This window comes from Candidatus Hinthialibacter antarcticus, from assembly GCA_030765645.1.
In the GTDB taxonomy this organism is placed as follows: Bacteria; Hinthialibacterota; Hinthialibacteria; order Hinthialibacterales; family Hinthialibacteraceae; genus Hinthialibacter; species Hinthialibacter antarcticus.
This window is the reverse complement of the sequence record JAVCCE010000036.1, coordinates 19,253-38,135: the sequence shown is the minus strand read 5'-3', so window position 1 is coordinate 38,135 and position 18,883 is coordinate 19,253. Positions and strand designations below refer to the sequence as shown.

The following is an 18,883-nucleotide window of genomic DNA, read 5'->3' as shown; positions in this document are numbered from 1 at the left end:
TCATGATTTTGATTCCGAAAACGTATTCCGGCGTATCAATAATTGACAAACCAAACCAGGCATGGGTGTAACTCTGGGAGCGCCTGTGCATAAGGGCCTGAAAGCCCGCACTGAAGCGAGCAGAGTTGTACCCATGCCACATGCAGCAAAATCTCAATTCAATTTATAAAAAAAGTATCCAATTTACGGAAGAACCACATTTTTATTGGTGGGTTTCGCTTCGCTCAACACCACCCTACTTGAAACGTTATTTTTGTTTAAGGTTTTGCGGGCTCATCCGCATATTGGACAAGCCCGCCTTACCAAACAATTCTCTATTACAAAATTGAACGGATGTCTCGGATATTAATTGGGGCGCCGTTCTTTTCCGCTGATTCATACGCGCGGGCGGAGGCCTCGACACCTTGGGCGCCTTCGACCAGGTCGGCGGGATTCTCGCCGTCGCAGACCAAGTGCATCAGGAACTTCTCCCACTGATAGCGAAACGCATTCGCCGGAACCTCCGGCGCTTCGATGCGTTCCCAGCCGTCGTCAAATTCAACGCGGGATGCGGTGTCAGGGTCCCAGGCGATGACCGGCGTCCGTTCGTCTGTCATGACGAAACAACGGTCGAGATAGGCTTCCGCCGCGCCCTTGGTTCCCTGCACTTTGATCTCGAGCAAACCGCGTTTGCGCGGACGCCGACACCAGGATGACGCCGTCGAGCAGATCACGCCTTGTTCAGATTTGAATGTCGCATAGACCGAATCTTCCGCCGTCGTGGTGACGGGCTGACCGTCGCGGGTTCGCTGTTTGACCGCCATGTCGGTCAACGCCGACACGTTCACCGGGCGCCCGACCAACATCTGCAAAACGTAATCCCAATGCGCCACCATGTCATAGACGATGCCGCCGCCCGCTTCTTTGTCTGAGTTCCAATCGGGGCGGGTTCCACTGTCAGGAAACACCCAGTAGCCGAATTCGAGTTGAACATGAAACGGATCGCCGATCATGCCGGAGTTGATGACATGCGCCAGCGCGGCGGTGCCGGGCAGGTAGCGCTTATCTTGCACCACGCCGCCTTTGATTCCCTTGGCGGCAGCGCGTTTGGCGACATCGATCGCCTCGTCAATCGTCAGCGTAATGGGCTTCTCTGAAAATATATTCATCCCCGCATCAATCGCCTGGGTGATGCCCGCATGGTGGACTTTGGTGATCGCGCCTTCGAAAAATACGCGAAACTCATTTGTATCTTCAAACGCAACATTGATGTCGTCGCCGCAAGGCAGGCCGTATTCGTCCGCAAGCGGTTTGAGTTTTTCTACACTGCGGCCTAATAGATACGGCTTGGGAACGATCACATCGCCGCCGGGCGTCTTGAGACCGCCCTCTTTCGCAATCGCCATCAGCGAGCGCTCCAGGTGTTGGCGGCGCGCCATGCGTCCGGTTACGCCTCGCATATAAATGGGTATTTCAATGGTAGCCATGAGTGTGTCCTTTCAAGAAGTTCAATTATTCATTTACGCGTCAGGGCTGTTTTTTGTGCTTTCTGGGCATTGCCGAAACGCGCCTTCGGGCAATGAGGGAATCTCGCCGACGCCCGCTTTCGGCAACTCGCCGTCGAGTTCTTGCCGCCAATGGTCGACGTCGCCGTTGCCTTCATAGATATAGAGAAAGGTCGCGCGTTCGTTACCCAGGTTGGTCAGTTGGTGGAACTTGCCCGACGGCACTTTCACCGCTTGCCCCTTCTTCAAAGACGCCACGCCCTCGCCTTCGAGCGCGATTTGAATGTTCTCGCCTTCGATCATGATATAGACTTCGTTTTCGGGGTGGTTGTGCCAAGGCACCTGACCGTTCTCAGGGTCGAGTTCGATCCAACCGGTTCGGAACCCGACGTTCTCAAATAAATTGGGACCGGTGAATCCGCGTCCTCTGCGATTAGCGGGAAAGCGCATGCCTTCCATTTTTGCGGTATCTAATATTTGAATCATGGTGCACTCTCCTCAATTACGCACTCACAACGAAGCGTTCAGTAAACAATGGTGGGTTAAGAACCCACCCTACAATACTGATTATGGTTCTCTCCCCAATAGTACCAAAACCTGTATTGGGGTAAACGGCAATACGCTGAATTAGAACCACAACAAACTCTTTGCATTTTAGATATAATTTCATCGGGGGAGGGCGAGGCGGCATAGACAAGGAGGCGTCAGCCCTTGAATGAATGATTCAATCTCATTGGCTGCTAGCGCGAAGTCCATCCTACCCTGGATGAGTGCCAACGTAATCCCTTCTCCCTCTGGGAGAAGGTTAGGATGAGGGGTTCTTTCATACAGTGTTTTGTGTTGAAGTCGTGGTGAAATGAAATTTAATTGCTGAAATTGACTCAGCACAAATGCGGCGAGGCCGCCCCTCACTCCCAACCCTCTCCCAGAGGGAGAGGGAGGCGACAAGCCTTAAGTCAATGACAGTTGATCGAAACGGCTTGCGAATTATTCCGAAGCGAAGAGAGACGTACCCATGCCTGTTCGTTAAACAAAAAAGCGCCCCGAATTTCTTCGAGGCGCTTGGAGTCTTGAATGACAGATTCTCTTATGCCAGCGCGGCTTGAATGCGTTCGCCGATTTCAGCGGGGCTTTCACAAACCGAGACGCCCGACTCGCGCAAGACGCGCTCTTTTTCGTCCGCCGTGCCTTTTCCGCCCGCGATGATGGCGCCTGCGTGGCCCATGCGTCGCCCTGGAGGCGCCGTCTTGCCTGCGATAAACGAGACCACAGGTTTCTTCATATTGGCTTTGATAAACGCAGCCGCTTCTTCTTCGGCGCTGCCGCCGATTTCACCGATCATCACAACTGCCTTGGTTTCATCGTCATCATTAAACGCCGTCAGCGCATCAATAAATGTCGTTCCAATCACGGGGTCGCCGCCGATGCCGATACAAGTGGATTGACCCAGTTTGATGTCAGAAATTTGCTGGACGGCTTCGTAGGTCAGCGTACCGCTGCGCGAGACAACGCCAACGCAGCCTTCCATGTGAATCGAGCCGGGCATGATGCCGATTTTGCACTTGCCGGGCGAGATCACGCCGGGGCAATTGGGGCCGACCAACCGGACGCCCCTAGACGTCACGAATTTCTTCACTTTGACCATGTCGAGCGTGGGGATGCCTTCGGTGATGCAAATCACCAATTGAATGCCCGCGTCGGCTGCTTCCATGATTGCGTCCGCAGCGAAGGGCGGCGGAACAAAAATCACCGTCGCGTTGGCGCCCGCTTTTTCGACCGACTCCGCCACTGTGTTAAACACAGGAACGCCTAAGTGTTCGCTGCCTCCCTTGCCGGGAGTCACGCCGCCGACCACGTTCGTACCATAAGCCATACATTGCTCAGTATGAAATGAACCTTCTTTTCCCGTGATGCCCTGAACAATTAGCCGGGTCGACTTATCCGCAAAGATAGCCATCTAAATCTCCTGAAACAAAACTTAAGGCGTTTAGTAAGGTTTGGATTCTAACACTGTAACCGCATTTCGCAAGCGAATGAACCTGCCCGCAATGCGCGATGGCGGCGCGCTCTTCAGGGCGGTCAAGATAGTATTCAATTTTCTCTTTCAAATCCTCTCGCGTGTGGAAAACATCGAGGTCGCGACCAATCTCAAACTCATTTTCGATACCTGGGTTATATTGCGTGAGTAAAAAACCGCCGCACGCCAAAACGTCATAGACGCGGGGGTTCAGCCCCTTGAGACATTGCGCGTGAAAGATATTGATGTTGATTTTCGCTGAGGCGTATAATCGCGGCAATTCCGTATGGTAATCTATCCGGCGTCCGGCGAAATAATCGACTAACGTCCCGGCGAATTCCGGCATCGCCCAATCTTCGTCGCCGAAAATCGTCAATCCATACGGACGCGCCGCTTCGAGAAAATACCGCCGCCGCACCGCCGTGGCTTTGTTTTCGAGAAACTCGACCCAGGTTCCAAAATAAGGCTCGCCAAATTGCGCGAACAACGCTTCCGCCAGTGGGTTCCAGTCGGTCAATTGTGAGACGTCATGTTGACGCAGCAACTCGTTCACCTGCTGCAGCCTCTCGGGTTGCGTGACCGCAAACGCCCTTTCATACGGCGAAAAACCGCGCGCCCCCAATTCACCCACGAAGGCGACGTCGATGGCTTGAAACGCTTCATCGACTTTCGCCAGCGCATGATTGACGCTATGCCCGGTGCGCGCTTCAACAACCGGAGCGCCTGTCCGTTCTTTTACATACGGGATATACGTCGCGTCAAACACGCCGACGGCGTCGCATCCACGAAAATCATCTGCGCTTTTTACGTATCGCCTTGGATTGTCAACAAACCACGACAATGCCTTGAGGGGCAGACGTTCGAAGAGGCCATTTTGATTAAAGGATTTCGGCGTCGCATTCAAAAAAACCGCCGTATCAATTTTTTCTTCGAGTACGGGATTCAACCAGGCGTACGAGCGGATAAAGCGATACAACGGGTTCTGCCACTGCAAGCGCTCAACGCCATAGCCCATCGCCTTCATCGAACGAACGCAAGCATCCTGAAGCATGTTGTGACCGGGAACAAAAAACCGCACCGTCTTCGGAAACGGCGGCGCCGCAACGCCCTGTAATTCCCTCACCGCTCCATCAATTCGCTCTTTTGTGTCATCCCGCGTGATATCAAAACGCTCGCGAATAATAGACAGCGATTGCGCGGGAGAGCCAGGGTCAGCATTGAGCAACGCATAATTGACTTGAGTCAGGTGGCGATATTTTCCAATCAGGCGGTTGAGTTGATGAAACTCAGGGTCGCACAAATGAAACAAACAACGGTCAGACTCAAGCATTAACGTCCAGTCGTTATTCTCCATCCCCCACCGAAACCGCTGCGGGTCGTCATCCATTAACAACAGGCGGCGCCCGCGCAAATCGCCCGCTTCATGCAAATTGATTTTGTCAAATAATTGTTGGGCGAGCGTCCCCAGAGAAAAGCGAAAAACGATAAACAAATCGACGTCGTCCGACCATTGCGCTTCGATCTCGCGGTTTGCGTGAGCCGACAACGCATCCGCGCCGCACGTCGACGCCGCGTCAACGTCGCGTATTGCCTGAGCGATTCCAGGATACATAGCATCAATGATCTGAAAATTCGCCGACCAAGGCGGCGCATTCAAGTTTTCACTCATGACGAAAGCGGTTCGACTCCCAAGCCGGGGCCATTGATGCTTGATGTATCAATACTGCCGCCCGCAACCGTGAACACTGTTGGATAGCGGTCCGCCCAGCCGTGGTTGGCGCCGGGGACGTACTGGCGCGCATTGCCTTCTATCGCCGCGACCGGCGGGACGTGCGCGGCCAACCCGGCGGAAAGCAAGAACGACGCGCCGGGGCATGTCAGGTCTTGTACGCATAAAAACATATCAAACTTCTGCGCCGCCGCGCCCATCAATAACGCCTGCGAGATTCCCTTACACGCTTTTAACGCGACGCCGGTGTAGCCTTGTTCACGCGCCAGCAGCAAGGTTTCATAATCGACCAGCGACTCATCAATCACGACGGGCTTAATCGCCGCCGCCTTGTGCATTTTATTTTCAGGATGCGCTTTCAAATCGCGCGCGGTGGGCTGCTCGATATATTGCGCGCGTTGCATGGCGCGGGGGGCGCGTTCTTCGATCTTCGCCAGAAACGCCAGCAAATAATCAACGCTTTCACAACGCTCGTTAAAATCGAGCGAATAGACCCAGTCGTCTACGCCCTGTTCACGTTGGGTTTCTTCCGTAATTTGGTCAACGCGGGCGACGCGCTCAACATCCCAATCGAGGTTGTCGCCATTCAATTTGATTTTCAAATGCGTTAATCCATCATGGCGAATCCACTCCGGCAGCGTTTCGGGCATCCCGTCATTGAGGCGTTTGGCAATATCGCACTCTTCCAACGGGTCCACCGCACCCACCAAATGATATAAGGGCATGCGCGGCTTCGGCTCAGGCGAAACGTATTGCTGCAGCGACTCGCCCTTGAAGCGCTCATCCAAAAATTCGCTTAGATCGCTAGTGAGAAATTCTCCGCCCAACGCGGCATACGAACTGACGCCGTGCAATTTTCCATAAGCGTCATGGATCGCCGCATCAAATGTGCAAGCGACCACCAGTGCGCATAGTTTCGGGATCGGCTCTTTGAGTTGGAGTTGGTTGGATACTTGTTCAGCGGCTTTGAGATAGTGCGGTTCTAACATCGCGCTGAGTTCAACCGGATGACCGCTTTCACTGCACGAATTTGTGATGGACTGAATTGCGTCAGCAAGCGCTTTCATTGCCGCCAAGGTTTCATCGTAACTATGCACTTTCGACGGGAACGACCACACGTTGCCTAACGGCATCGAGCCAAAGCCTTGCGCGCTGCGCCCCTGCGCGTCCTCAACACGGACAACCACATTCAAAAGCGTCACTTTGTCAGTCACGATGCCGCCGAATTTTAACGGTGCGCGGTAGGCGTGATCTTCATAGGATGTCTTAACATCGCAAATATGGACAGGCAACGACATAGCAGTTCCCTCACTCAAAGGTTTTCTTGATTATAGGGAAAGGCGCCGCATTGGCTTAGAGGGCGGCGTCGAGTAATTCGGAAAGAGAGAACAAAGACGTATATTCCATATTGCCTTTGGCGAAGGTTTCCGCAGCGGTATCTTGACGACACACCACAGCAACAATCTTCTTCACCTCCGCGTCCTGTTCACGGACGGCCTGAATGACGCTGAGCAACGACGCGCCAGTGGTAATCACGTCTTCAAGCAAGGCGATCCGTTTGTTCGCGATATCCGCGCCCTCAATCCGTCGCCCGAGTCCATGCTGTTGCCGTTCTTTGCGGACAACGAAAAAGTCGATGGGGCGGCCCGCCATGTAGCTCATCATCGACACGCCCGCCGCCAGTGGATCGGCCCCAAGGGTTGGGCCGCCAATAGCGTCAATGTCTAAATCCCGAATCTCTTCCCACACCAGACGCGAGAGAATCGCCAAACCGTCCGCCCGCATGGTAACTCGTTTTCCGTCGACAAAGTATTTTGACGGCTGGCCGGAGGCAAGCACAAAATTGCGGTCATCACGAGCGACATGCAAAGCCCGTTTGATCAACATGCGCTTCGCTTGTTTTCGCACCGATTCAATATCAAGCGATAACAAATTTTCAATGCGGGATGTAGAAAACGCCTGTGATTCGGCGTTCATAAGCAACGGCTCCCAAGAGTTGATTCGATGACAACAAAAAATATGATTAAATTGCAGTTCGTATTACATTGTTGCTCAACTTTAATATTTGTCTAGATATCTATTTATACACACAACCAACCCATCGTGCTGTGCAATTGCGGCGCAGATAAACTACGGCATTCCCTGACGCCAGCGCAAAAACCACTCGAAGCCGAGAAATGCGATCAACAGCGCCGCCGCCCACCATTTTTCGCCCAAGAAGAACGAGCGATCTTCGCGAACCCGCCGGGTCAAATTGGGAATTTTATTGGACAATTGCTTCCATGCGGTCTGGTTTGCATATTCGCCGCCGCCCGCCGCCGCCAACGCGCGCAGCCCCTCAACATTTTGGGTCAGGTTGGCGGTTTCAACCGCGCCCGCTTCGACGCGAAATGTGGTGGTGACGCCAGCGGCCGGTTCCGAGACGACATAATCGCCCGCCTCCACCGCCGTATAGCGGCCTTCAAAGCCGCTCGACAGCCCCGAAGTCGGCGCCAGCCAAAGCGATTCGCGTTTTGAAGGCGTTTGAATCACAACAAATTGCCCGTTCGCCGTGACGCTCGATACTGCTTCCGGCGCGGCGTATTGCACCTGGACGGCGTCGTATAAATTATAAGCAAAGCGGTCCGTCATCAGTTCACCCAACTCGCCGCGCAACTGCGGGTTGCTCTCATTGAGCGCTGAAGTCCAAAACGGCGTCAGCCAATCTTGTTCAGTGAATAATCCGAGTTTCCATAACCCCGCCGCGCGAGAGACGACAATCGAACCCAATCCATAACGGTGGCGCTCCATCAACGGTTGTTGCGCGTTGCCCACCGCCGCGCCCAACAGCAACGGCGAAGCGGTCAACAATTGTTGGCTGGGGCGATACAACGGCCCCACTGGCGGCAGCGCGCCGCCTTGCAGGTTTTGCCACGCCGCCCGCAGTGATTCCGACTGCACAGACGCCGCTTCGATCAACGCTTGCGCGGGGACCACATTGTACGCAATCGCTAACGGCGCAGGCAGCATGTCCTCAAGCGCCTGCGGCGCCGGTTGAGCATTGCCCGCGCCGGGAACAAACAACGCCCCGCCGCCATTTTCAATGTAACCGCTCAGCCATTCCGCAAACGGGGCCAGTTCGCTGCTCCATACAAAATTATGCAGCACCACCGCAGACCAGGGCTGCTCGGAGTCCATGATTTCGTCAATCGTTTGCGCAGGCTCTTCGACATCTTCGCCACGCTGCGACTGCACCCACCCCCGGTCGCCAAGCGCAACCAGGCGCGACTCATGGCGCATATACGCATGAAGATCAATGGTCTGATTGTCTTCAAGCGCTCGTTTCAGAAATTTGAAATCCGCGTCCGGCGCCGAAGTCAGCAGCAACAAACGGTCTTGCGAGCGGCGCACTTTCAGCGGGAGTTCTTTGCGGTTGTTGTCAACGATTCGCTCAATGCTGGTTGGAACCACTTCGGCCTGTAGGGTATATTCACCTGCTTCGAGTTCCGGCAACGCCAGCAAAACTTGCTGCGACGCCGCACCCTCCGACCAATTAATTTGCTCTTCAATTAGGCTGATTTCGTTGGCTTGATCGTCAACAATGCGAACGCGCAGTTGCAAGGGGGCTTCGGGCAGTTCGCCATGAACCGACACAGACGCATTCAATGCGCTGGTTTCTCCCGCCCGCAATCGTGCAGGCGCTTCGATGCGGTCGAGCGAAATGTCAAACAGCGAAATCACCGGGCCGATGCCGAACGAAAAGACGCGGCGGTCCGGCGCGGTTTGCATTCCAGACTGAATCATACTTAGTTGATTGACGGCGGCGTCTGGCGCCCCGCCCTGGTTCCAACGGCCATCGGTGAACAATAAGAGATAGGCATTTTGTTGTTGCAGCGTTGATTGGTTAAATGACTGGATCGCGCCCGCCAAGTCGGTTGAATCAAGCGTCGGCCCAACATTTTCAGGCAACCCCGGCTTCCAGGCCGAACGGGAGAGCGAGAGGTTCGACGCCTCGCTCAATAAAGCAAACTGAAGCGGAAACCCCTTGGCCTCCCAATTTTGCAGCAGGCCGTCTTCGTTAAGACTTTGCAACATGGTTTGCCAGCGTGAGGGCGAATCGTCAGAAACGGGGTCAAGCGGCGCCGCCATGCTTTGTGAATCATCTAACAAAACATACAGCGTCGGCGAAACGGCGCGTTCAATTTGTTCATGGGTTTGAGGCAAGGTCAATAGATAAAGCATGAAAATCAGCACGACCAGGCGGCTAACCGTCAAAAGGGCGCGCAGACCCGCCCCCAGCGGCGCATCAAGAAAACGCACCGAGTACAAGTACAAACAAATCAATAGGACAGCAGCGGCAAATCCTAACAAATCAAACTTCCTCGATATTCGTCGCTTGACCAACGGTCCTTTAAGGTAAAAAGTTGGCCTCGGCCATCTTAGCCGTCCTCGTAGTACGATGCGAGTCTCCGGCTTATGACTTTTTTCTGGCTTCCAGTCAATAAAACCACTTGAATTGCGTTATGATAAGTACAAAGGCCATGATAAAAGACACTGCCATCGACCCCGGGAAGTTATTCATCCAATATCGCGACAAAGGCGATATCGCCGCCTTTGAAACAGTGATGGAAACTTTTCATAAACCTTTGTTTAACTTCCTCTTACGGATGCTGCGGCGACAGCACGAGGCCGAAGATGCGCTGCAAGAGGTCTGGTTTAAGTTGCTGGCGCAGAAAGATAAATACGAAGATCGAGGCCAGTTTTCCGCCTGGCTGTACCGGATCGCCCACAACCATTGCCTCGACCGGTTCAGAAAAGACAAGCATTTTGTCGAAGCCAGAGATTGGAACGAAGACGAAGAACATGTCGCTTTGATTGAACGCATTCCCGGCGCCGACCCGACGCCGCTCGACCAGGCGGTCGAACAAGAAGACCTGGCGCGGCTCGAACAAGCCGTCGAGCTGCTGCCGCCGTTGATTCGGGAAGTGTACCTGTTGCGTTCAATCGAAGAAGTTCCATTTAAAGAAATCGCGGAAATACAAGAGGCCCCGCTCGGCACCGTGTTATCGAGAATGAGCCAGGCGGTAAAATTTTTACAAAAACAACTTTGCGCCGATAATCAATTGGCGGAAGAAACCGCATAAGCGGTTGGAGGACGCAACCATGAAAGTACACCCGTTGTTTCATCCCATCAGCGAGCCATCGGCGGACGACATGCTCCTTATGCTCGACCTGCCGGATGAGGCGCCGCAAAAACGGGCGTTTCTTGACCAATGCAGCCAGTCCGAGCGTCTGCAATTGGAATGGCAGGACTTAAACGCCCTGATGGCAGCGGGCAAAGCCCTGCCGCAACGCGAACCGCGCCTCAGCATTCGCGATAACGTCTTACTAGCGGCGCGCACCAACCGGACCGTCACGCCGATGCCGACATTGGACGCAGCGAACAACTGGAGTTTCAACGGCTGGCGCTGGGCGTGGGCGGCCATCTTCTTGGTGGTCATGTGGGGCGGCTCGGCTGAGTTCCAACGCAAAGCCGACCTCTCATGGACGACGGAAACCACCTGGGAAACCGAAACCATCGAAGAGGAACTTCTAACCCTTGATGAAGAAATGGCTGAACTCTTCAGCGATTTTGAAACAGACTTTGAATCCGCTTTTTCAGGATTAACCTCATGAACACGCGAACGATATTGCTATATGCAGCCGTTATCATTGCGCTGCTCATTTCAACAACCGCTATCATAATCTCGCGGGCCAACGACGCCCCCAAACCTGCGCCGGAGCAAATCGCCGCCGCAACAGACCAACAACCGCGCGGTGGTTGGGGACGCGGGTGGGGACGCGGTCGCGACAATGATGACCCAAACCGCCCGCCCCGAGGCGAGCGAATGGGCGACGGGCCTGGCAGACCTGGCGGGCCGCCTCCGTTCTGGCGGGGCCGGGGACAAGATGAAATGATGCGACGCATGGACGAAATGCGACGTGAAAACCCTGAATTGGCTGAGTTGCATGAATCCATACGCCGTCAGGAATTAAAAATTCGCACAGCAGTCAAAGAACTTCCGCCAGACAAGGCCAATGAGCCGGATGAAGAAGTCGCAGCCATCCTGCGCCCATTGTTTGATGAAATGTTTGCGCTCGATATCAAACGGCAGCAAATGGAAATTCACTTATTGCAAGAAAAGCTCGACCGGCTCAAATTATTTCTTGAAAAGAAGATCGAACACAAAAACCGCTTCATCGAAATGTTGGTCGAACGGGCCCCTCAACATATTTTAAACGATAAAAAAGGCGGACGCCGATTTCGCGGCTGGGGGCCGCCTCCAGGCCCGCCGCCGGGAGCGATGCCTTTTGATGATGAAATGTTGAAAGAAGACCTGCCGAAAGAGAACTAGAACTTTCGATAGAGATACATCGGCCCTCGCGTCTCATCCGGCGCGAGGGTCGGCATGTTAAAGGTATTGCAAACCAGTCGGCATCCGGGCTTCAGTTTCGGCCAGATTTCACGTTCAATACGCTCCATCGCTTTCGGGGTCAGGTAGCAATACACCACGTCCGCCTCCGAAAGGTCCGCGCTCCAGAAGTTGCCCAGCCGCACCTCGCACCCTCTCAATCGTTTCGCAATGCAATACATGAAAAGCGAAATCTCATATCCAATCGCTTGAGCGCCGCGCGCTTTGGCGGCGCGAAGAGATCGTCCATCGCCGCAACCCAGATCAATAAAAACGTCCCCCGGCTTCAATTCAGCGAGACCGAGCGCCCGTTCAACAGCGGGGTTGGCGGAGGGAATATAGGGTGCGCCAAACCAGGCGCCGTACAGCGTCGGCGCTGCGAGCAGAAGTAACAGAACGAGCGAAACCCATTCCGGCGCCCCCAGATAGGCGGCGCCATTCACCAGCGCAATAAAGACGAGCAGGACAATGCCGTATTCCACCATAATCAAAACTCTCGCTCATCAGGTTGACTTAAAGATATACCACAACCGTGCGACTGGATACAATGCAACCACGATGCGTATTCTATTGTTAAACCATAATTTGATCTGGCGGGGAACTTTTTTTCGCTGCATGGGGTTCGCCCGCGAACTGGCGCGCCAAGGCCACCAGGTTGACTTGTGGACGGTGTCCCGCGAATGGAACAGCAGCGGCTGCGTCGAACCACTCGACGGCGTACGCATTTGGCAGACGCCGCGCTGGGGCCGACCCGGACGCCACGACGGCGGCTATGCGCTGCTCGACAACCTCGCGCGGCTTGCTTCGATCTCAATCGATCAATGGGACGTAATCCACGCCTTCGACCATCGCCCCAACGTATTGCTTCCCTGGTTTTTACAACGCAGCCTCACCCGGTTTTCGTCCCAACCGCCGTTGTTCGTCAGCGACTGGTGCGACTGGTGGACGGAAGGCGGCATCACCACTGCGCGGCGCCCGTTCGCCTGGATTGACCGGCTTGAACAACGCATCGAAGTCGGCAGCAAGCAAATCTCCGACGGCGTCACCGTCATCAGTTCCGTCTTACGCGAACGCGCACGGTCGGCGGGAATCGAAGACGAGCGGCTGTTGACGTTGCCCGCAGGCGTGATGAGCGATGCGTTTCCCGTTATCGAGAAACAAGACGCCCGAAACCAACTGGGCATCGCATCCGACAAACCGTTATTAGGGTTCATCGGCTATTCGCTGTGGGACATCCAACTACTCGCCGATTTGTTCGCCGCCGTAAAAGAACAACGCAATGACGCTCTGCTGTTAGCGATTGGCGGCGGCGTCGAAGACAGCGCCCTGCAACCCTTGCGTGAACGCTTTCAACCTGACGCCGACGTGCTCTTGCCCGGCGTCATTCCATTTGAACAAGTGCCCGCCTACCTCGCCGCCTGCGACGTTTTGTTGTTGCCTTTGGAAGACACGCTAGCCAACCGGGCGAGAGTTCCGAATAAACTGGCGGACTATTTCGCCAGCGGGCGCCCGGTGGTCGCCTCCCATGTCGGAGAAACCGCCAGCCTCATCAAGCAGCATCAAGCGGGCATTCTGGCCTACAATCCAAACAACTTCGCTCAGGCTTGCGTCGAGTTGCTCAACCAACCATCCAAGGCGCATGAAATGGGAGCCAAAGGCCGCCAGACCGCCGAAACCGAATGGGCGTATCAAACACTCACAAAACAGTTGGTTGAATTTTACCAGCGGCTTCTAAATAAACGTCTAGGAAAGACTTAGGTTTGCGAGTAAATTACTTTAAAATATATACTTGTCTTGTAATGTTTGTTTGAGGGGAACCATTCAACAATCTGTCGGTGGAAGCACGGGAGGCCATAATGCCTAAGAAAAAAACGCTTTGGAAACGCGAGACCCCCTGTTTGGTCTGCGAAACCCAAATGACTAATTATCAATTCATGACCAAGAGCCAAGTGATCGTGGTCGATGAATGGATGAGGCCCCACACCGAAGCCATCGGCGGATATGAACACTTCCCTGACGAATTAAAAACCACCATCTGCCCAAAATGTTTGACGGCGTCGAACGAATATAGTTGCGGCGTTGAAGACTATAGCCGCTTCTTTAAAAGCCCGACCAAAAATAACCAGATGAAGGAATATTTTGAGAACTGCGCCGATGACCGCGCCAAACTGCTAGCCGAAGGTTTTGGGCAACTCGAAAAAGAGTGTTCCGTATTAGACGGAAAACGCAATCGCCCCAAAAACACCCGCACCAAAGCCACGATTGAAAAAATATGGGAAAACCGCGACCAAATCGGCGTTCCATTCTTTCAGAAAATCTTCGAAGAACCGCGCGACCTGGCGGCGGTGGTCGTGTTGTTTACCATGGACCGCTATTTTCAAATGGTGCGTATTTGTTTTAACAACGACATCGAGCCAGACAACTGGTCGTTTAAAACAATGAAAGAAGCGATTGAAGCCAAATTTGATGAAGAATCATTGTCGATGAAATCAGCAGAGCCGCGCTTCTATTACATCGGCATGAACCATTTAGAATCAATCTTTTATCTCGAAAAATTGAACAAAGAAGTTTACGATGACGATGAACAACATTTTCAAGAATTACTTGATTATCACTGGCAACATGCGCATAAATACTTTAAGTATTGCCAAGACAACGATGACGTCGGCTCGATTCCCCTTGAGACCAAAGACGGCGGCCTGAATCTGCTGTTGGCCAAACTGCATTATATGTTTGACAAAAAAGACGACGGCGAAAAATGCCTGCGCTTTGCGAAAAACTACGCCGACAACCGCATGAAACGAATCTCAAGCACTAACCAACAAAACTTCGTCAACAACACCGACGCTCTGTTCAAAGAAAAAATCAAAACGGCGGAAGTTGACGAAGGCGAAGAGGGAGAAGAAGAAGCCAGTTAATGAAATATATCCCGTCATTCAAAACGCTCCCACATGCGGCCCGGCTCGCGTTGTTGGGTTTTGCATTTCTTATTGGATTTACCAATTGCGGCGCGCCGCCGTCTGCGCCTGAAACCGACTCGCTGGTCTTCGCCCACGGCAGCGACGCCGTCAACCTCGACCCCGGCTCAATGGAAGACGGCTACTCGGCCAACATCGCCCAGCAAATGTTCGAGGGCCTCGTCAAATTCAAAAACGGTTCTCTCGAAATCGAACCCGCCTTGGCGGAGCGCTGGGAAACCTCCGGCGATGGTCGCGAATGGACCTTCTACTTACGCCCCGGCGTCAAATTTCATGACGGGACCACGCTGACTTCTGAAGCCATCGTCCTGTCACTGATGCGCCTGCTTGACGAAAACCATCCCTATCATCTTGCGGGGCGCATGCCCTACGCCGACATGGCGTTACGCGGCATCGTCAAAGAGGTCGTCGCCGACGGCGATATGACCGTACGGGTGATTTTATATGAACCCTACGCGCCGCTGTTGAAAAATCTCGCTATGTTCTGCTGCTTCATCAGCAGCCCGGCGGCGCTGAAAAAATACGGCGAGGAATACAGCGTACATCCCGTCGGAACAGGCCCGCTCCGTTTTGTGAAATGGACGCGCGACGTTGAAGTCGTGCTCGCCCGCTACGATGAGTATTGGGGCGCTCCCGCCAAAACCCAACAAGTGATTTACAAAGTGTTGCGCGATCCCGAAGTGAGGCTCTTCAGCGTTGCCCGGGGCGAAGCGTCAATCATGGTCGGCATCAACCCGCAAACCGCCGCTGAAGTCAAAAAAAATCCAAACCTCACCTTGCTCGAACAGCCCGGCGTGAATATCAGTTTCGCGTATATGAATGTTGAAAAAGGCCCATTAATAGACAAACGCGTGCGCCAAGCCATCAATTACGCCGTCAACAAAAAGGCCATCTGCGACCACCTGTTCGAAGGCTATGCAGAACCCATGCGCGGCATTTTTCCGCCCAGCGTCTTGGGCCACGACCCCGACAGCCGCGCCTATGAATTCGACCCTGACAAAGCCAAAGCGCTGCTCGTCGAGGCCGGATACTCCGACGGATTTGATATTGAAATCATGACCTATTCCGTGCCGCGCCCCTACAACCCCATCGGCGCGCGCTTGGCGGAAGTCGTGCAAAATGATCTGAGCGAGATCGGCGTCCGCGTCAAAATATCGCAAGTCGAATGGGGCACGTTATTGCAACGGTCGCTCAACCACGACTTTGAAATCTGCATGTTGGGTTGGTCGACCGACAACGGCGACCCCGACAACTTCGCCTACGCTTTGTTGGCGAATCCCGAAAACCGCTCGCAATTCAAACACGAAGAGTTCAACCGCCTGGTGCGGCTGGGACAACAAACCTACGACGAAAACGAGCGGCTGAAAATTTACCAACAGGCGCAAACCATCGCTCTCGACGAAGCGCCGTGGCTCTTCTTAAACACCACCAAAGATTTCGCCGCATTGCGCCAAAACATCAAAGGCTTTGTCTTACACCCGATGGCGCTGCATTACCTGTGGCCGGTATCAATTGAGAATTAAAGGAACAGAAATGGGCCGCAAACGACACGAAACCATCCTGCGCCGCGACGACGCAGTCTTGCTCGTTGTTGACTATCAACAACGCATCGTCGATGTCATGAAAAACGGCCCGCAAGTCACCAGTGAAATCGAGCGCCTGGTTCAGGCCATGCAGATTTTGAGCGTTCCCGTCTTAGTAACCGAGCAATATCCCAAAGGTCTCGGCCCCACGCTGGACAGCATCGCCCAGCAGGTCGACGCCAGCCAGATTTCACAAAAAATGACCTTCAGTTGCTGTGGAGAAGAAGCGTTCTGGAAGCAATTGGAAGAAACCAAACGAAAACAAATCGTCGTCACGGGAATCGAAACCCACGTGTGCGTCATGCAAACGGTTTTAGATTTGCTCGCGAACGGCTATCAAGTCCATTTGCCCATCGGCGCCACTTGCTCGCGCGACGACGCCAACCGAGATAACGCTATCGCCCGGATGCGCGACGCGGGCGCGATCATCACCAATATTGAATCCGTCATTTTTGAATTATTGGTTGAAGCGGGAACCGACGATTTCAAAGCCGCGCGAAAATTGATTGTGTAGAGCAATTGCTTAATCAGCGTCGTCAATCAAAATCACCTGATCTCCAACCAATTGAAAATCGACCTGCTCGCCCGTTTTTTCTGAAAGCAAAAACCGCAGACGCAACACAGGCGCGGCGGCTGTTTGTTGCCTGACCGAATACGTCCCCGGCGGCATGTCCTGCAATTCGATGACGCCGTTCTCATCAACCGGCAGCGGCATGGAAACCTCGCCTGACTGCAACCGCCATTCGCTCGCCCGCCCATCAGAACGCCCCACATCAATGCGGACGGCGCGGCCTCCCTCCATCGGTAGAAGTTGTAGCGCGAGGCTATCTTCGTCTTCATACGCAACATGAATCCACGGCGCCGTCTTAGCGAAAAACGCCACCTGCGCGAACCGCAGCGGCGGCATTTCATTCTTGTGCGCCACCACCCAATCACAGCCGCGCTGGTGCAGCGCTTGCAGCGACTCGCGCGACGGAAACGCTTTCATCTGGTCGCGCAGGGTGGCAAATTCATAGGGGAAATACCCGCTATATCCATTCACCAATTTCTTCCAATGAAAGCTCGAGCGATACTGCGCCATGCAGTTTTGCAAATGGGTTTGCATAGGCATTTCAGCCATCACTTGAATGTCGTCTTGTTGCGAAAGCCAGTCATACACAGCGGGCTTGGTCGTCGGTGTATCCACAAACATCAGCGGCGTTGAGACGGTGGTTTCCAAATAAAGGACCATCAGCAGAGCGAGCACAACACCCCGCTTAAACATGAGAGGCTGCATCACACTCAACGCCCGGTGTAGCGCCGCCGCCGCAAACAAGCAGATGACCAATAGCGGGACAACGCCAAAACGCCCCGGGATTCGGATAAACGCCAATTGCGGCGCCCATTGAAATAGCAACGCCGAAAATTCACGGCTCGAATAAATCATCAGAAAAAACGCAAAGAGCGCCAGCGACGCGAGAAGCGGATGCGCCGTTTTCAACCACTGAATAATGCCTCTTCGCCATGACGGCAACAGCAACGCCAGCCCGAAGAATACGGCAATGAGCAGTAAATGGATTTGGTGATACAACACCGTCTGCGTTTTCTGCCAAGACAAAACCACCACCGAAATCATCAACAGACTACACACGCACCACGCCATAAAATGCAACGCGCTTGAACGCCTGCGGTTTTGGCGCGCGCGAAATATCGACGCGAACTCGATGCCGCACAAAAACAAAACCAGAAAGCCCGGAAAGAAGCGCAGTTCCGCAAAGGTCAAATGCGCGATGGGGATGCGCCCTTGATAGAACGAGTTGCTGCCAGACGGCCAAACCAAGTTCGCGAAAGTGATGGTCGAGATCGTCAATTGGGCCGCATCAGGCGGGCCTAACAACCCCGCCTCAACAATCGCGCTGCGGCGCAATGAATATTGCCATCCATACGCCAACGCCAGCAACAACACAACGCCGCCCAGCGCGACAAGCGGCGTCCACGTGATATTTTTTCGAGTAGAGAATAACAGCAATAAGCCCGAAGCGGGGACCAACGCCGCCGCCAAATACATGTTGCACGTCAATAAAAATAATGCGCAAACCATATATGCCGCGAGCCAACGCAAACGCCGTTGTTCAAGAAACCGATACAAAAACAAAAGCGCGAACAACAGCGCAAACATAAACAAAAAATGCGGACGCCGCAACGCCATCAATGCGTACGTCGTCATCGAAAACGCCGCGCCGCCGAAAAACGCGGGTTCGGCGTGGCAGCCAATTTCTTTGGCGAGCAAATAGACGGCAAGCCCATTCAACGCGAGCGCGATCAATAAGAAGAGGTTCAAACAAAAGAGCGGGCCGAACCCCAACCCATACAACGGCGCCGTCGCCAACGCCGGGCCAAGCATCAATTCTGAAAACAAAAACGCGTTCTCATGGGGATAAAAAATATTGGCGTTGAAATAGCCGCCAAAGCCATGAGCAAACGCATGATGGTTCCAGCCGATCATCCAGGCGACCAGCAACGAATCAAGCGCGTCCTCCTGGGTCGCATCGCCCAGGCGCAAAACCCATGGGAACGTCCGCGCAACCGCAAACGCGAGATACAACCCAAACACGCCGACGGTCTTCATCGCCTTCATCAACACACGCTCCATCTGAAATGCCAACAGTGTATGGTGTTGAA

At 53.8% G+C, this 18,883-nt stretch carries 16 protein-coding genes; 7 read left to right on the top strand and 9 right to left on the bottom strand.

All coding sequences use genetic code 11. From position 1 onward, the window contains the following. Positions 1–317: 317 nt before the first annotated feature. The 7 genes from P9L94_09180 to P9L94_09150 form a co-directional block, all read right to left on the bottom strand. Complete coding sequence (locus P9L94_09180; protein MDP8244239.1) at positions 318–1,466, bottom strand: Gfo/Idh/MocA family oxidoreductase; 1,149 nt, start codon at positions 1,464–1,466, stop codon at positions 318–320. A gap of 33 nt (positions 1,467–1,499) precedes the next feature. Beyond that, entirely contained in the window at positions 1,500–1,970 is a 471-nt protein-coding gene (locus tag P9L94_09175) for a cupin domain-containing protein (protein MDP8244238.1), read from the bottom strand. A 601-nt stretch (positions 1,971–2,571) separates the two neighbouring features. Beyond that, positions 2,572–3,441: a succinate--CoA ligase subunit alpha gene (gene sucD, locus P9L94_09170; protein MDP8244237.1), complete on the bottom strand. Its 870-nt coding sequence runs from the start codon at positions 3,439–3,441 to the stop codon at positions 2,572–2,574. Then, entirely contained in the window at positions 3,422–5,170 is a 1,749-nt protein-coding gene (locus P9L94_09165; protein ID MDP8244236.1) for a glycosyltransferase, read from the bottom strand. Before P9L94_09165 ends, sucD begins: the two co-directional genes overlap by 20 nt. Beyond that, positions 5,167–6,528, bottom strand: a complete 1,362-nt coding sequence (locus P9L94_09160; GenBank protein ID MDP8244235.1) for an enolase C-terminal domain-like protein — start codon at positions 6,526–6,528, stop codon at positions 5,167–5,169. Before P9L94_09160 ends, P9L94_09165 begins: the two co-directional genes overlap by 4 nt. 55 nt (positions 6,529–6,583) lie before the next feature. Next, entirely contained in the window at positions 6,584–7,207 is a 624-nt protein-coding gene (pyrE, locus tag P9L94_09155; protein MDP8244234.1) for an orotate phosphoribosyltransferase, read from the bottom strand. A gap of 153 nt (positions 7,208–7,360) precedes the next feature. Further along, the gene (locus P9L94_09150; GenBank protein MDP8244233.1) at positions 7,361–9,580 is read right to left on the bottom strand and encodes a hypothetical protein; all 2,220 of its coding nucleotides are present in this window, start codon (positions 9,578–9,580) and stop codon (positions 7,361–7,363) included. Positions 9,581–9,750: 170 nt separating this feature from the next. Between P9L94_09150 and P9L94_09145 the strand changes: the two genes are divergently transcribed. Genes P9L94_09145 through P9L94_09135 form a run of 3 tightly spaced genes read left to right on the top strand, consistent with a single transcriptional unit; the run spans position 9,751 to position 11,604 of the window. After that, positions 9,751–10,353: a sigma-70 family RNA polymerase sigma factor gene (locus P9L94_09145; protein ID MDP8244232.1), complete on the top strand. Its 603-nt coding sequence runs from the start codon at positions 9,751–9,753 to the stop codon at positions 10,351–10,353. A gap of 19 nt (positions 10,354–10,372) precedes the next feature. Beyond that, positions 10,373–10,885: a hypothetical protein gene (locus P9L94_09140; protein MDP8244231.1), complete on the top strand. Its 513-nt coding sequence runs from the start codon at positions 10,373–10,375 to the stop codon at positions 10,883–10,885. Beyond that, positions 10,882–11,604, top strand: a complete 723-nt coding sequence (locus P9L94_09135; GenBank protein ID MDP8244230.1) for a hypothetical protein — start codon at positions 10,882–10,884, stop codon at positions 11,602–11,604. Before P9L94_09140 ends, P9L94_09135 begins: the two co-directional genes overlap by 4 nt. Here P9L94_09135 and P9L94_09130 read toward each other — a convergent pair. Then, positions 11,601–12,146 (bottom strand): methyltransferase domain-containing protein, encoded by a 546-nt coding sequence (locus tag P9L94_09130; GenBank protein MDP8244229.1) that lies wholly within the window; start codon positions 12,144–12,146, stop codon positions 11,601–11,603. The genes P9L94_09135 and P9L94_09130 overlap by 4 nt on opposite strands. Here P9L94_09130 and P9L94_09125 point away from each other — a divergent pair. The 4 genes from P9L94_09125 (at position 12,130) to P9L94_09110 (ending at position 16,736) form a co-directional block, all read left to right on the top strand. Further along, a complete protein-coding gene (locus P9L94_09125; GenBank protein MDP8244228.1) occupies positions 12,130–13,419 on the top strand; it encodes a glycosyltransferase family 4 protein in 1,290 nt (429 codons plus the stop codon). The two genes, P9L94_09130 and P9L94_09125, sit on opposite strands and share 17 nt — an antisense overlap. A gap of 98 nt (positions 13,420–13,517) precedes the next feature. Further along, positions 13,518–14,579, top strand: a complete 1,062-nt coding sequence (locus P9L94_09120; protein MDP8244227.1) for a hypothetical protein — start codon at positions 13,518–13,520, stop codon at positions 14,577–14,579. Further along, positions 14,579–16,162: an ABC transporter substrate-binding protein gene (locus P9L94_09115; protein MDP8244226.1), complete on the top strand. Its 1,584-nt coding sequence runs from the start codon at positions 14,579–14,581 to the stop codon at positions 16,160–16,162. Before P9L94_09120 ends, P9L94_09115 begins: the two co-directional genes overlap by 1 nt. Positions 16,163–16,172: 10 nt before the next feature. After that, positions 16,173–16,736 carry a hydrolase gene (locus P9L94_09110; GenBank protein MDP8244225.1) on the top strand — a complete coding sequence of 188 codons (564 nt, stop codon included), beginning with the start codon at positions 16,173–16,175 and terminating at the stop codon, positions 16,734–16,736. Positions 16,737–16,745: 9 nt separating this feature from the next. Here the strand turns inward: P9L94_09110 and P9L94_09105 are convergent, their stop codons facing one another. After that, positions 16,746–18,839 carry a hypothetical protein gene (locus P9L94_09105; protein ID MDP8244224.1) on the bottom strand — a complete coding sequence of 698 codons (2,094 nt, stop codon included), beginning with the start codon at positions 18,837–18,839 and terminating at the stop codon, positions 16,746–16,748. Between the last annotated feature and the right edge of the window lie 44 nt (positions 18,840–18,883).

Bases quoted from the DNA above. Each gene is read 5' to 3' on its own strand.
- P9L94_09180 (MDP8244239.1), bottom strand. From the start codon at position 1,466: ATGGCTACCATTGAAATACCCATTTATATGCGAGGCGTAACCGGACGC.
- P9L94_09175 (MDP8244238.1), bottom strand. From the start codon at position 1,970: ATGATTCAAATATTAGATACCGCAAAAATGGAAGGCATGCGCTTTCCC.
- sucD (MDP8244237.1), bottom strand. From the start codon at position 3,441: ATGGCTATCTTTGCGGATAAGTCGACCCGGCTAATTGTTCAGGGCATC.
- P9L94_09165 (MDP8244236.1), bottom strand. From the start codon at position 5,170: ATGAGTGAAAACTTGAATGCGCCGCCTTGGTCGGCGAATTTTCAGATC.
- P9L94_09160 (MDP8244235.1), bottom strand. From the start codon at position 6,528: ATGTCGTTGCCTGTCCATATTTGCGATGTTAAGACATCCTATGAAGAT.
- pyrE (MDP8244234.1), bottom strand. From the start codon at position 7,207: ATGAACGCCGAATCACAGGCGTTTTCTACATCCCGCATTGAAAATTTG.
- P9L94_09145 (MDP8244232.1), top strand. From the start codon at position 9,751: ATGATAAAAGACACTGCCATCGACCCCGGGAAGTTATTCATCCAATAT.
- P9L94_09140 (MDP8244231.1), top strand. From the start codon at position 10,373: ATGAAAGTACACCCGTTGTTTCATCCCATCAGCGAGCCATCGGCGGAC.
- P9L94_09135 (MDP8244230.1), top strand. From the start codon at position 10,882: ATGAACACGCGAACGATATTGCTATATGCAGCCGTTATCATTGCGCTG.
- P9L94_09125 (MDP8244228.1), top strand. From the start codon at position 12,130: ATGCCGTATTCCACCATAATCAAAACTCTCGCTCATCAGGTTGACTTA.
- P9L94_09130 (MDP8244229.1), bottom strand. From the start codon at position 12,146: ATGGTGGAATACGGCATTGTCCTGCTCGTCTTTATTGCGCTGGTGAAT.
- P9L94_09120 (MDP8244227.1), top strand. From the start codon at position 13,518: ATGCCTAAGAAAAAAACGCTTTGGAAACGCGAGACCCCCTGTTTGGTC.
- P9L94_09115 (MDP8244226.1), top strand. From the start codon at position 14,579: ATGAAATATATCCCGTCATTCAAAACGCTCCCACATGCGGCCCGGCTC.
- P9L94_09110 (MDP8244225.1), top strand. From the start codon at position 16,173: ATGGGCCGCAAACGACACGAAACCATCCTGCGCCGCGACGACGCAGTC.
- P9L94_09105 (MDP8244224.1), bottom strand. From the start codon at position 18,839: ATGAAGGCGATGAAGACCGTCGGCGTGTTTGGGTTGTATCTCGCGTTT.